Genomic DNA, 14,190 nt, shown 5'->3' on the forward strand with positions numbered 1-14,190 from the left:
TTTCCAATGATCTCTCTTTTTAATAAAAGTGACTTGTCTACTCTATTGATGATAGCCGCTTAAGTTAGTGACTTGCAAGTTAGAGTTCATAGAGGGAGGGAAATAAACATAGCTTGTCAAATACTTCAGAGCATGATATCGTTGATAACGATTATCAATATCAACGAAAAGGTGGGTTTATTTTGCGTAAACAGAGAAAATCAGTATGGATCATAATGGCACTCATCTTGCTGCTTGTACTTAGTGCTTGTGGTCAATCTACCACGAGCAATAGTACAACCGGGGACAGTACGAATGAAACTGCGGGAACAGAAACCAAGACGAACTCGGATTCAGCTTCTTCAGCTGGTACAGAAGCAACTGCCGAAGAGGAACTCGTTACATACCAATCGGATGCAGGTGAAGTACAGGTACCCAAAAATCCTAAGCGCATTATTGATTTGACGTCATTTTCGACGGGGTACTTTGTTGCCCTCGATGCACCGGTAGTCGGCGCTTTATCAGGAGCGATGAACAACAAGTATATCAAGGATCAACTTGCAGAAGCTGGCACAAGTGATCTGGGTGAAAAGCCTACACCAGAGAGTCTAATCAGCTTAAAACCCGACCTCTTTATTGTGTACACAGGCACAGAGGGCATCGACAAGCTGGAGCAGATTGCGCCAGTCGTACAGATTGATTATGGTAAGCGCAATTTCAAGGATCTGATGCTTGAGATGGGTAAGCTTACCAATAGAGAAGACGCAGCTAAAGCATGGAATGCTAAATGGGAAGCAAAGATTAACGAAATGAAGCCTAAGGTTCAGGAAGCTGTGGGTGATCGCACGGTATCCATTCTGAATCCATATGCCAAAGGATTATTTGTATTTGGTCACAACTACGGCCGAGGCGGTGAAATTATTTATGGAGAGTTTGGTCTCAAGGCACCGGCCAAGGCTCAAGCTGAAGCAATTGACAGCGGTACTGGTTGGGCTTCGATATCCATGGAACTATTACCGGAGTATGCGGGGGATATCATCTTCACCAGCCCATGGTCGGGAGATAAAACTGATCCCAAGATCGTATATGATAATCCATTGTGGAAGAATTTGCCTGCGGTGAAGGCCAATCATGTGTTCCAGCTTGACCCGACTTCAGACTCGTACAACGATCCGTTAACGTTGGAAGGTCAGCTGCAGTTTATTTCGGATAGCTTGCTTTCGGAAAAGTAAAATTGGACTGAAAAATACAATAGAGTAACATAGGAGCATTTCCAAACGTCATTAAAAGACGGGGAGATGCTCTTTTTTTGTGATGCGAAACAGTAATAGCTAGTACCACGACAGATGAGGGCAGTTGTTTTATTGATCCATACCTCTCAGGCGTTTAATATCTTCTCTGGGCGGTAAACCGAACATGCGAGAATATTCACGACTGAATTGCGACGGGCTTTCGTAACCTACCTGAAATGCTACATCTGCTGCATCGGTGGACTTGGATAATAACAAGCGCCGAGCTTCTTGCAACCTAAGTTGTTTTTGAAACTGAATCGGACTCATGGCAGTCACTTCTTTAAAGTGTCTGTGCAGCGAGGCAGTACTCATATTCGCCAAATCGGCCAGATCCTCCACCCGAAAATTTTGCTCAGAGTGATTCATAATATATTCAATAACGTCTCTGATTCGATAGGTATGGCTGCCCGCAATGGTAGCTTGTTCCAAGGCAATCCCATGGGGGCCTTTCAGAACTTTATAGAGAATTTCCTTCTTGAACAAAGGAGCGAGCAGTGGTATATCTTCCGAATGATCTTCCAACAAACGTATTAACCTGACAACTGCATCCAGCAGAGATGGCTCAGCCTGGCTTACAAACATTGCACGTTTCGTTGTTTTCTGCGGTCTTGCCGGGAAATGGGAGTGGTTCAACACCTCCAGAATCTCACTGGACGTAAATTCAAGTTTCAGGGCCAGATAAGGAGCCTCAGACGAGGCTTGAATCACTTGTCCACTAACCGGCAAGTCAACGGTTGCCACGATATAACTTCCTGGACCATATCGGAAACGATCCTGTCCCAGCAGGACCTGTTTCTCACCCTGTACGATAATGCAGAACGAAGGTTCGTTCACTCTAAATATAGGTTCAGTAACAACCGATTCACGGATTAGAAATAATGAAGGGATAGCCGTCTGGTGCACACCATTGGTGTTTGAATAACGGTCAATACGTTTGGCTAATTCGTCTTGATGCTCGTGTAATCGATCAGACATGCGTAAATCTCCTTTTTCGCACAATATAATAATTAATCACATTCTAGCGTATATTGACCCTAGGCGGTAGAAAACGGATAGGAATAGGCAAACATTTGATGTAAATGGATAAAACATGCTGACTGCTGGTTACATAATCACAAGTGCACAATCATGATATACAACAAGTACAGAAGATGTATACGTCTTTTATTTACTGATCGTTCCCGATGTGTTAGATTGACTTTAGGAGGGAAGTCGAATGGCTAGAAGTAAAGAGTTTGAAGTGAACGAAGTGTTGGATAAAGCAATGAAGATCTTCTGGGAACAAGGTTATGAGAAGACATCGATGAGTGACCTTGTGGAGCATATGGGAATACATCGCCGAAGTATATACGATACATTTGATGATAAACATACATTGTTCTTGCAGGCTATGGATCGTTATAAAGGCAAGATCAGTGCTACATTACTTGCAGAAATTAAAGCGTCCAAGACGGCAGTGGAAGCACTGCATAACATTTATGGATTGATGATCAGTGAAGCAGAGGATACACCATCGGGTTGTCTGATCGTAAATTCGGCAGTAGAGCTGGGCACACGTGATTCGGATGTAGATTCACGGTCCCTTGAATCATTTAACGATACAGAGCGGATGTTTGAGCAGATCATCGAATGGGGACAACGCGATGGAGAATTTTCCTCAGACCATGATGCGAAGGAAATGGCAGAGTATTTGCACAATATTTCTGTCGGCATTAGAGCCATGGCCAGAACCTCGATGGATAAAGTTAAATTAAATCGAATAATCAATGTATCCATAAAACTGTTGGAAAAATGATACGGCTGGCTCTACGCGCATATAGAGGCATATCTCCGAAATGTTACTCCATACGATGTGCCTAAACATATCCCAAATAGCAGCTTGTAATCCGTTATAGGATTACAAGCTGCTATTTTTGTACCTATTTACGTCATGAGAAAGATGGACCATCAATTGGTGACGGCATCGGCTGTTGTTTTTACTCTTCTGTGAATCTCTTCGGTTCCAGCTTCCAAAGCAGTTTCGTAGTATGAACGTTTATGGTCAATAACTTCCATGGTCCTTCTTAGTTGCTCCATTTGTGCTTCAACAATGGCTTTTCGTTCCGTGAACATATCATATCTTTGCTTCAGGGTGGAATCCCCTTCAGAACACCATTCAATAAAATCCTTGATGTCTTTGATAGGCATTCCGGTCAACTTCAGGCATTGAATGATCTTTAGAAAGTCGATGTCTGAATCTTTGAACAAGCGCGTTCCGCTCGTGGTACGTTCTACAAAAGGCATAAGTCCTTCCTTATCATAGTACCGCAATGTATATACTGTAAGGTCTAATTTTTTGGCAACTTCACCGATTGAATAAGTCATATAGAATGAATTCCTTTCTACGAGGGGTAGACTTCGAGTTAACTCTAGGATTGATCCGAGTGAATTCTATCATGTTGGATTACTGGATGTCAAAGTACGTTGGAGATAAAAAATAAGATAAACATTTGACCTAGAGTTAACTAGAGGGCGTAAGATTATTTATGTACTTACAATTACGAGGAGGTTATTCCATTGATTATAGCTAAAGCCAGAGCCGTTGACGGTCCAGACCAACAATTCAGAAGTGCTGAAATTAAACGACGTGATCTGGATACCAATGATGTATTAATCGAGATTAAATATGCCGGTATCTGCCATTCTGACATTCATACTGCTCACGGTGAATGGGGTCCTGTGAACTATCCACTCGTTCCTGGGCACGAAATTGCCGGGATTGTAACTGATGTAGGAAGCGGAGTCTCCAAATATAAGGTTGGTGACCGAGTAGGGGTCGGATGTATGGTCGACTCTTGTGGTGAATGTGTTAACTGCCGTAAAGGTGAAGAGCAATACTGTCTTAAAGGAAATATTCAAACTTACGCTGGAGTAGACAAATACGGTGAACCTACGCAAGGTGGATATTCAACACATATTGTTGTCGTAGAGGATTTTGTCGTTCGCATCCCTGATAACATTGCACTTGATGCAGCTGCACCTTTGTTGTGTGCCGGTATTACGACGTATTCACCACTTCATCACTGGGAAGCTGGCCCAGGTAAGAAGGTTGCCGTTGTAGGTATGGGTGGTCTGGGTCATATGGCTGTCAAAATCGCACATGCGATGGGTGCGGAAGTAACGGTCCTCTCCCAATCCTTGAGCAAAAAAGAAGATGGACTGCAATTTGGTGCAGATCATTACTTTGCCACAAGCGAACCCGAGACCTTCGAAAAACTTGCAGGAACCTTTGATCTGATGATTAACACGGTGAGTGCCAATATTGACATTAACGCGTATTTCTCACTGCTCACGCTAGATGGTACACTCGTGAACGTGGGTGCTCCTGCAGAGCCATTAGCCGTAAACGTATTTTCTCTGATCGGTCATCGCCGTTCATTCGCAGGTTCCATGATTGGTGGCATTCGTGAGACGCAAGAGATGCTTGATTTCTGTGCAGAACATGATATTGCGCCTAACATTGAGGTTATCTCGGCTGATCAGATTGACGAAGCTTACAAGCGTGTACTGGCTTCTGACGTGAAATATCGCTTTGTTATTGATATCAACACCATGTAAGTGTGGAGTGTGATTATTGATAGGGATAGTTAAAGATAGAATAAAGCAGCTGCCTATAAGGTCAGCTGCTTTTTATCTTGTTCATTGTAGGATCCTTTTTAGCTCACCTTCCTGGTGAAAATTCATATTTAATCTTTCAGCATGATATGGTTAAGTAAAAAGAGCCGCAGCAGCGGCTCAAATAAATTAAAAGTTAAGATGCAGCAATGGCTTAATATGCTTAGCAGCGGCACTGAACTGATCAGAAAATTCTTCTGAATCGTGGTATTCTCTAGGCAAGTCATTCAGGAATAATTTGATCTGTTTGGCTACTTTTATACGTACTTCAGAATCTGTACGGTTTCCTTTTAATTGATCCTTTACAAGATAACCATATTCATTTCTAAATATTAAAAAGTCATTGATAAGAACATTTATATAATCAGAGAAATTTTCAGTGTGTTCTTTGATGAGCGTTAATCGGTCATTTATTAAAATGATGGAAGTATAAACATCAAACATTTGCTCGATTTCTCCAGTAGAATGGACCTCACTGGTTTGAGAAAGTGTATCATTCAGATTCTGTACTCTCGAAACAAAACTAGTATAATAATCCGAATTGACCGCAATTTCTTTCTTGCGAGTTGAGTTCTCAATTAAAATAAAAGTTGAACCAATGATCAATAGAACCAAGAGGAATATAATGATATTAGAATATTTTTTCATGTAGTATTATGCTTCCCGTTAGTGAGAATGAAGTGTAATTCTGCAGCTACGAGAACGAATACTCCTCCCAATGAAATTAAAACTTTCAATTATGTAACCCCCATATTTTTTTTGTACAGAACATTAAAGAGGTTAACACAAAAAAAGGGAATAGATCTATCTGCATAATTTACCACTTATATAGGTTGTTTGTTATTATAATATTCTATCTTGAAATTGCTACAGACATAGGTGTGAAGCTAGCTAAATCTAATAATTACTTGAAGAAACTTGAAAGGAGTGGAAGGAGAAAGATGACAGCATCATTTTCACATCAGCCCGAAGGGTATGAATGTCCATTTTGTTGTATTTGGGGTATCGAGCGACCGGATCAGGGAACCAAACAAAGAGATATTATCTATCAGAATGAAAAGGTAACGGCATTTATAGCAGGCAAGTGGTGGCCAAACAATAAAGGACATGTGCTTATTGTTCCAAATCAACATTTCGAGAACATCTTTGAACTTCCTGCGGACTACGCTGCTGAGATTCATTACGCGGCTCAACTTACAGCATGGGCAATGAAAAGTACATATGGATGTGAAGGAATCTCTACACGACAGCATAATGAACCTGCAGTAATCAAGATGTATGGCATTATCATCTGCATGTTTATCCCAGATACGTGAATGATCAACTTTATCTGACAAAGGGTTCTCAATCCGATCCAGATGAACGCGCATTCTGTGCTGATCAGTTGCGTTCTTGGATTAAGGAAAACATTTAAAGTCTAGCAAGCTACTTATCGTTTTGAGTTATCGGACAGATAGGGGTCTTGAATTTGATATTCATGATAGAATGAGTTTGAATGGGGCAAATTAAATAGTATATTTCATGATATAGGGGGAAACCAATGGAGACCTTTGCAGAATTTATAGCACGCATCGATAACCCGGAACACCAGGCACGAACGGAAGAAGTTTTGAACTGGATCACTGAAAGATTCCCGAATTTAAAACAAAAAATTGCATGGAACCAACCGATGTTCACCGATCATGATACCTTCATTATTGGTTTTAGTGTATCCAAGCAACATTTGGCTGTTGCTCCCGAAAAGGCAGGAATTAATCGTTTTTCGGAAGAGATCACTAAAGCCGGTTATGATCATACCAAAGAGTTGGTGCGAATGAAGTGGAAACAGGAGATTGATTATTCGTTACTTGAGAGAATGATTGAGTTTAATATCGCGGATAAGGCAGAATGTTCAACATTTTGGCGAAAATAAATTGCACACATAAAAGACCCCCCGACTTCCGGATGAGGAAATAGGGGGTCTTCTCCATTTTCTTGGGAAAATTTACTATTGAGCACCTACTACAGGATGAGGTACATAAGGTTCTTCAAGGAATGTGACATCTTCTGAGGTCAACTTAACGGAAAGAGCACCTACAGCATCTTCCAGATGTGATAGTTTGGTGGCACCGATAATTGGAGCCGCTACAGTGTCTTTTTGCAGCAACCACGCAAGTGCGATGTGTGTACGAGGGACTCCGTATTTTTCTGCAATAGATGCAACCCGTTCAACCACAAGTCGATCTGCATCACTGGTCGCATTGTACTTGGATTTCTGAATTTCGTCTGTCTCGGATCGAAGGGTCGATACGGACCAGTCACGGGTTAACCTGCCTGAAGCAAGAGGACTGTAAGGAGTCACACCAATCTTTTCTTCCTTGCATAACGGTAACATTTCACGTTCTTCTTCGCGGTAGATGAGGTTCAAGTGGTTCTGCATGGAGACAAACTTGGTCCAACCATGTTTCTCTGCTACATGTAATGCCTTTTGGAACTGCCAAGCGAACATGGCTGAAGCCCCAATATATCTTACTTTCCCGGACTTCACCACATCATGTAAGGCTTCCATGGTTTCTTCAATAGGCGTATTGTAGTCCCAACGATGAATGATATACAGATCTACATAATCCGTTTCCAATCGTCTCAGGCTTTTATCAATCTCACTCAGGATGGCTTTTCTGGAAAGGCCAGAACCGTTGGGTCCTTTATGCATCTGTCCATGTACTTTGGTTGCAATAACGACCTCATCCCGATTAGCGAAATCCTTTAACGCCCGACCAAGGTACTCCTCGCTCGTACCCAGAGAATATACATTCGCTGTATCAAAGAAATTGATGCCCAGATCCAGCGCTTTTTTGATCACGGGGCGAGAGTCCTCTTCATTCAGTACCCACTGATGAACCCATTTACTGGCGTCTCCAAACCCCATACATCCTAGGCAAAATCGAGATACGTCCAAGCCAGTGTTACCCAGTTTCGTATATTCCATGTCATGTTCATATCCTTTCTAATGTTTATTATTGCCACCGGTCTGGTGATCTATTTACACCATTAGTATGTCATAACAAATGAACGAGCGGGTACCACATTTCTATCAAACTATTGCCTAATCTTCTCACAATCCCAGAATTCGTTAGATCGAGGACATAAAAAAAGATGCTCCTTGTAACTCAAGGAACATCTTATGCATTATCAATTATGAATGAACTCCAACTCAGACAGTGAATAAAAAGATTGAACTAGAAAAAACGCCATGATATAATCTATAGCGCAATTGACATTTTTATTAGGAACAAAGGGTGTATCATTATTTCTCCTAATTTAATTTTACATCCGACATTCCGATTTGTCAATGCTCTTTTTTGGGGTCCTAATAAATGGAAAAGGGAGTGGGTTCATTCATGGATAAAACCGTTGAATGGAAGTTGGAAGAGGAAAGATTAGTGCAGGTAAGGAGCAAGCTTCAGGCAAGACTCGACGACTTAGAACCAAAGGTTGAAGGACTGCATGAACAGGCAGCCGAAATTCGTAAACGGTTTTGGGAAGAAGTGACGATTAACACGGGTTCGTACACCGATTTTGAAGATGCCTTCTATACCATTAATCAGCAATCGAGAGTGTTGGCCGAGAGGGAACGTGGGCACAAGCTGTTAACGCAACAATGGAAAAATACAAAGAGATTACTTCCGACACCGTATTTTGGTCGCTTCGATTATAAGGAAAAAGGCATGACATATACTGAACAGATCTACATCGGCGTATCTTCCTTCATGGATGAAGATGGATTGAGCTTTCTCATCTATGATTGGCGTACGCCAATTGCGAGTCTGTACTATGATCACTCTCCGGGGCCAGCAAGTTATGACACACCTTCAGGACAAATCGAGGGTACGATGGAGCTCAAGCGTCAATTTCAGATCCAACACGGGCAGCTTCTTAGCATGTTTGACTCAAATGAGACGATCGGTGACGAATTGTTACAGCAAGTACTCGCCAAAGGTGCAGACTCACAAATGAAAAGCATTGTAGCAACCATCCAAAAGGAACAAAATGCTATTATCCGTGATGACCGGAGCCGTATGCTCATTGTTCAGGGAGCAGCTGGCAGTGGCAAGACGTCCGCTGCGTTACAGCGAGTGGCCTACTTGTTATACAAACACCGGCAGACCGTTAAGGCAGATCAGATTGTACTTTTTTCTCCGAATCCGATGTTTACCAGTTATACCTCCACCGTACTCCCGGAACTTGGCGAAGAGAACATGCAGCAGACCACTTTTCAGGAATATCTGAATTATTGGCTGGATTCCTCCTTACGACCAGAGGATGCCTTTGATCAGATTGAATATGTGCTGACAGCCCAGGGAGATCCAGGATATGAAGCTCGTATGGAGGCGATCAAGTATAAAGCTTCGGAGACATTCCTTCAAGTGCTCCAAAACTACGGGAAGTGGTTGGGAGGAGAGGGGATGCTGTTCAATGGGATTCGATTTCGGGAACGTGAGTTCATCACTGCGGACCGAATTAAGAACCAATTTTACAGTTTGGATCAAAATCTGACACTGTCCAACCGAATTCTTCTTGTGCAGGAATGGCTGCTGAGAGAACTCGTTATGCTGGAACGTCTGGAACGTGAAGCCGACTGGGTTCTGGAGGAGTTGAATTATCTGGATACCGATGAGTATGTGGAAGCTTACGGTATGCTTCACAAAGAAAAGCCTGTGTTCGATGTCGCGGAAAAGTATGCAGCACGAGATAACGGTAATAACAGCGCAGAGCAAGATGAGGGTGCTTTTGATTTTGCAGAGCGCGAAGAGCAATTGCTTCGTCAGAAACTGGTGAAAAACATGTTTAAACCTTTAAGGAAGAGTGTGCGGAAATTCCAGTTCGTGGATGTGAAAGGGATATATGAACAACTATTTGCAGATGAAGCCGCTTATCGGGAACGAACGAACGGGGCAATCCCCCCGCAGCATTGGGCTGAGATATGCAAACAAACCAGGGAGATGATCCTCCAGAACAAGCTTTTCCATGAGGATGCTACTCCTTATTTATATGTAAAAGAACTGATCGAGGGCGTTCGGACGAATAGAGAGATTCGTTATGTCTTCGTGGATGAAGGTCAGGATTATTCAGCGTTTCAATACGAATATCTCAAGAAACTGTTCCCTCGTGCTCGCATGACCGTACTTGGAGATTTCGGGCAAGCCATCTTTATGCAGGCTACGGAGTTAGCAGCGTCCAACTCGCCATTGATCCACCTTTATGGAGAAGCTGAAACCACGTTGATCCGCCTGGTACGCAGTTATCGTTCAACCCAAGAGATAGTTGAATTCACGAGACACATGTTACCCGGGGGAGAAGAGATTAGACCCTTTGAAAGGAGAGATCGGAAGCCTCTTTTAACAAGATTGAAGGACGAGGAGCAGCGTGGTACGCGTATTCTGGCAGACATTACTGCGCTTAAGGCAGAGGGGTTCGATTCCATCGCTGTAATAACGAAGACCGCAGCTGAAAGCCGAGAAGCCTATGAAAGGTTACAGAGTCAAGGAGGCGAAGGGTTACAACTTATAACGAAGGATACACAGATTTTTGAAAAAGGAATCATGGTTATTCCTGTGTATCTTGCGAAAGGCGTCGAGTTCGATGCGGTCCTGGTCTATGATGCTTCACCAGAAGCTTACAGCCAGGAATATGATCGCAAGCTTCTATATACGGCTTGCACTCGAGCCATGCACCGACTTCAACTCTACACAACGAACGAGTGGTCACCGTTTGTGCAGGCGTTACCGGCGAATCTGTATGACACTTATCCCAAATAATAATCGTGAAGATATTACTGTTATTGTAAAACTTTATTACAGAACATTACTTCAAAAACAAACAAAGAAAGACCCGCCAATTAAGGTGGGTCTTTATGTTTATCTTTAAGCCTTTATAGATTGCTACATGGATTCCCTCGAATTCCTAACGTATTAGAGTTCTGCGAGAATATAGGGATTAACCTTTAACTGCGCCGGCAGTAAGGCCGCTGACGATATATTTTTGCCCAAATAGATACAGAATGAACACAGGCAACGAAGTAAGCACGAGATTGGCGAAGATCAGGTTCCAGTCCCGACTATATTTGCCGTAGAAATTGTAGATCGATAGTGGCATCGTCCAAGTGGAGCTGTCTGTCAGGAAGTATACCGGAATGGTGATATCATTCCAGACGGACATGAACACCATGATTGCTACCGTTGCGTTAACGGGCAGGATGAGTGGTGTGACAATGCGGAAGAACACACCGAACACACTTGCTCCTTCCAGAAAAGCCACTTCGTCCAGTGCTCGTGGAATGGTTTTAATGAATCCACTGTACAAGAACACGCTGAAGGCTGTATTTAACGCGGCATAGATCAGGATAACGCTAGTGATGCTGCCGTAGAACCCCAGTCCCTGTACAACCCGTATGGTCGTGATAATGGACATTGGCGCAATCAGTCCCATAAAGAAATACATGTAGAGGGTGCCGGATAGTTTGGTTTCCCGACGTGCCAGAATGAATGCCGCTGCAGAAGAAGCAACGATATTAATGATGGAAGATACGCCAGTAATCAAAATACTGTTGAAGAATGCTCGCGACAGACCGCCTTCCTGGAAGACACGAACATAGTTCGAGAACTGCCATGTTTCCGGGAAACTCAGGGAGAAGCTGAGCACTTCGGCGCTGGTTTTGAATGAGCCGAAGATCAGAATGACAAGCGGCAACAGAACGATAAGAGAGGCCAGAATCAGGAAGCCTTCCACGATATAGTTACGGATGGCGAGTTTGCGTGTATAGCCCATGTTATTCGGTAACCTCCTTACGCCGCATGAAGATCAATAGCGGTATAGCGATAATGGTAACGACCACGAACAGAAGGGTGTTGACCGCTGTTCCAAGTCCCCAGTTGCCTTCGCCGAAAGACCGCAGAATGATCGTACCTACGACCTGGGAAGCGTTACCCGGGCCACCACCGGTCATGACATATACTTCGGAGAATACTTTGAGTCCACCGATCAACGTCAGCATCAGGTTAATGTTAATGGCGGGCAGCAAGAGTGGCAGTGTGATTTTGAAAAAACTTCTCCACGAACTTGCGCCATCAATCTTGGCGGCTTCGTAATACTCCTGGGAAATGGACTGCAGGCCTGCCAGATAGATGGCCATCTGGAACCCGGCACTCTGCCAGATGGAGACGATGGCAATCGTCCAGATTACAATCGATGGGTTGGTCAGCCAAGCTTGGCTTAACGAATGTAATCCTACAGATTCCAACAAATTGTTGATGGTACCTTCGGTACGCAACATGGGAGTGAACAGAATGCTGATCACGAGTATGCTGAGAATGGAAGGGGAGTAGAATATCGCACGCAGCAGGTTCTTCGTTCTTAATCGCATGTTAAGTCCTACGGCCAGCAATAGGCCGATGACATTCTTGCCGACAACGGTGACAATTGCAAATATCGCTGTGTTTTTCAACGCCAGAATCAGCGTTTTGTCTGAGAAAATTTTCTCGAAATTATCCCACCCGATGAACTTCAACTCCAGCCGGTCTAACCGCCAATCCGTGAATGAGTAATAAAAAGCGGCGAGAGCAGGCACAACGAAAAAGATGGAGTAGATCAATAGTGCGGGAAATATCATGTAATACGAGTATAGATTTTTAGTCCTTTTCATGTCTCACACTCCGTTATAGCTAGGCAGCATAACAATTGATCATGTTATGCTGCCTTATATTTCACTCTTTAGAAACCTTCTACGCCTTTATCCTGCATCAGCTGACTGAACTTCTCATCCCAGGATTTCAGCACTTCTTCTGGTGACAATCCACCAGCGAATTGATCCTGCAACAATCGGTACAATTCACTGCGATCCACCAGCATGTATGCATCCGTTGTTAGCACGGTTTTCTTAGGCGTAATGTAATTGTCTACAATATCCTGTTTGTATGCCGGCAGTTCCGGAGTAGTAACGTCACTGAAATTGGATACGTATCCTTTGGAATCCACGATCTGTTGTGCGACATCTTTGGAAGCGATATAGTCGAGGAACTGTTTGGCTTCGTCCAAATGTTTGGATTTCTTCGGAATGAACAGTTGTCCGCCGAGCGGACTTGCACCCAGACTGGCATTATCCGACGATGGAATCGGGAATACACCCAGTTCCATATTTGGATCTTGCTCGGCCACGCCTTCAATTAACCAATCGCCCATAAACATCATGGCAACTTCCTTGTTCAGGAATTTACCTACTGCCATGTCATAGCTGTCGCTAAGTACATCGGTGTTGGTGTACCCTTTGGTGTACACTTCATACTGTTGTTCCAGGAATGTTTTGAATTCGGGAATATCGGACCATTTTTTCTTGTTACTGTTCAACTCATCAAAAAACGTCGGATCATTTTTGGCTACAAAATCGGCAAAAGCTGCAGCGGGCCAGATGTTGGCAGCCCAGGCATCTTTGTATGGCATGAATACAGGTGTAATGCCACTTGCTTTGATTTTTTCACAGATCGCCAGGAATTCTTCGTAGTTCGTTGGAATCGACAACCCGAGTTCTTCAAAGATTTGTTTGTTGTAAACTACCCCTTGCATCCCCGTATCCTGACTGACATGGAAGCTGTAGAGATGGCCGCCGGAAGAGAGGACGTCCTTATTCACAATTCTGCTTGCCCAAGGTTCGTTGTCCAGAATCTCGAAGTTCCGTTCAAGGTTCAGGTCCGTGACAGCACTCGCCAGATTGTACTGAATGATATCAGGCGTTTCATCTACTGCCAGTTTGGTTTGCAGTACTGTCGTCGTTTGTTCCGCAGGAATCAGCTGCAAGTTGACGCGAATGTTCGTTTGTTTTTCAAATGCATCGAGAATGTCCTGCTGAATGAAGGCAGAGTCCTGAGAACTTTTGGAGATTGCCAGCTCCAATGTGACCTTGCCACTCTTGCTGTCCCCGCCAGCAGCTGTACCTGAATCCGTATCTCCTGAACCACAAGCGGTTAATGAGATGGATAATAAACTGGCCAGAATAATGGAAATCGCCTTTTTTCTTTTTATTGTTTTCAATGCAAATCCCCCTCTAAAACGTGTTGTGAATCCGTTTACAAGTCCGATTATAGATTTTTTTCTCTCCCCGGTACATGTCTGTGCTTGAACGTTGATGTGTAAAATCCTGAACTTGAAATCGCTATCATTTCATGGAGTACCGTGATAGAGTAGACATCAATGTAAGGGATTTCACATCATGTCAGAACAGGAGGGTATCTCT

The 14,190-nt window shown here is 43.4% G+C and carries 13 protein-coding genes; 6 read left to right on the forward strand and 7 right to left on the reverse strand.

Annotation, left to right across the window (positions count from 1 at the left end; all coding sequences use genetic code 11):
• Positions 1–182: 182 nt before the first annotated feature.
• On the forward strand, positions 183–1,211 hold the full coding sequence (locus MKY85_RS14190; RefSeq protein WP_342573038.1) for an ABC transporter substrate-binding protein: 1,029 nt from the start codon (positions 183–185) through the stop codon (positions 1,209–1,211).
• 129 nt (positions 1,212–1,340) lie between these two features.
• On the opposite strand, the gene MKY85_RS14195 is transcribed toward MKY85_RS14190, so the two are convergent.
• Positions 1,341–2,246 (reverse strand): AraC family transcriptional regulator, encoded by a 906-nt coding sequence (locus MKY85_RS14195; protein ID WP_342573040.1) that lies wholly within the window; start codon positions 2,244–2,246, stop codon positions 1,341–1,343.
• 241 nt (positions 2,247–2,487) lie between these two features.
• On the opposite strand from MKY85_RS14195, the gene MKY85_RS14200 reads away from it, so the two are divergent.
• Positions 2,488–3,066: a TetR/AcrR family transcriptional regulator gene (locus MKY85_RS14200; RefSeq protein ID WP_342573041.1), complete on the forward strand. Its 579-nt coding sequence runs from the start codon at positions 2,488–2,490 to the stop codon at positions 3,064–3,066.
• A gap of 152 nt (positions 3,067–3,218) precedes the next feature.
• Here MKY85_RS14200 and MKY85_RS14205 read toward each other — a convergent pair whose 3' ends face one another.
• Positions 3,219–3,635, reverse strand: a complete 417-nt coding sequence (locus tag MKY85_RS14205; RefSeq protein ID WP_339242579.1) for a MerR family transcriptional regulator — start codon at positions 3,633–3,635, stop codon at positions 3,219–3,221.
• Positions 3,636–3,827: 192 nt separating this feature from the next.
• Between MKY85_RS14205 and MKY85_RS14210 the strand changes: the two genes are divergently transcribed.
• On the forward strand, positions 3,828–4,868 hold the full coding sequence (locus MKY85_RS14210; RefSeq protein ID WP_342573044.1) for an NAD(P)-dependent alcohol dehydrogenase: 1,041 nt from the start codon (positions 3,828–3,830) through the stop codon (positions 4,866–4,868).
• Between the two features lie 186 nt (positions 4,869–5,054).
• Here the strand turns inward: MKY85_RS14210 and MKY85_RS14215 are convergent, their stop codons facing one another.
• Positions 5,055–5,573: a hypothetical protein gene (locus MKY85_RS14215; RefSeq protein WP_342573047.1), complete on the reverse strand. Its 519-nt coding sequence runs from the start codon at positions 5,571–5,573 to the stop codon at positions 5,055–5,057.
• Positions 5,574–5,866: 293 nt separating this feature from the next.
• Between MKY85_RS14215 and MKY85_RS14220 the strand changes: the two genes are divergently transcribed.
• Both MKY85_RS14220 and MKY85_RS14225 read left to right on the forward strand, forming a co-directional pair.
• Complete coding sequence (locus MKY85_RS14220; RefSeq protein ID WP_342573049.1) at positions 5,867–6,241, forward strand: HIT family protein; 375 nt, start codon at positions 5,867–5,869, stop codon at positions 6,239–6,241.
• Between the two features lie 224 nt (positions 6,242–6,465).
• Positions 6,466–6,837, forward strand: coding sequence for an iron chaperone (locus MKY85_RS14225; protein ID WP_339242587.1), 372 nt, complete (start codon positions 6,466–6,468; stop codon positions 6,835–6,837).
• A 75-nt stretch (positions 6,838–6,912) separates the two neighbouring features.
• Here the strand turns inward: MKY85_RS14225 and MKY85_RS14230 are convergent, their stop codons facing one another.
• The gene (locus MKY85_RS14230) at positions 6,913–7,893 is read right to left on the reverse strand and encodes an aldo/keto reductase (protein WP_342573052.1); all 981 of its coding nucleotides are present in this window, start codon (positions 7,891–7,893) and stop codon (positions 6,913–6,915) included.
• A gap of 412 nt (positions 7,894–8,305) precedes the next feature.
• On the opposite strand from MKY85_RS14230, the gene helD reads away from it, so the two are divergent.
• Positions 8,306–10,723, forward strand: coding sequence for an RNA polymerase recycling motor HelD (helD, locus tag MKY85_RS14235; protein ID WP_342573054.1), 2,418 nt, complete (start codon positions 8,306–8,308; stop codon positions 10,721–10,723).
• A 178-nt stretch (positions 10,724–10,901) separates the two neighbouring features.
• Here the strand turns inward: helD and MKY85_RS14240 are convergent, their stop codons facing one another.
• From MKY85_RS14240 to MKY85_RS14250, 3 genes are all read right to left on the reverse strand, one after another.
• Positions 10,902–11,732, reverse strand: a complete 831-nt coding sequence (locus MKY85_RS14240) for a carbohydrate ABC transporter permease (RefSeq protein WP_339242593.1) — start codon at positions 11,730–11,732, stop codon at positions 10,902–10,904.
• Position 11,733: 1 nt separating this feature from the next.
• Positions 11,734–12,606, reverse strand: coding sequence for a sugar ABC transporter permease (locus MKY85_RS14245; protein ID WP_339242596.1), 873 nt, complete (start codon positions 12,604–12,606; stop codon positions 11,734–11,736).
• A 68-nt stretch (positions 12,607–12,674) separates the two neighbouring features.
• Positions 12,675–13,988 (reverse strand): ABC transporter substrate-binding protein, encoded by a 1,314-nt coding sequence (locus MKY85_RS14250; RefSeq protein WP_253435486.1) that lies wholly within the window; start codon positions 13,986–13,988, stop codon positions 12,675–12,677.
• Positions 13,989–14,190: the final 202 nt, after the last annotated feature.

The sequence above is a fragment of the Paenibacillus sp. FSL R5-0749 genome, from assembly GCF_038595085.1.
In the GTDB taxonomy this organism is placed as follows: domain Bacteria; phylum Bacillota; class Bacilli; order Paenibacillales; family Paenibacillaceae; genus Paenibacillus.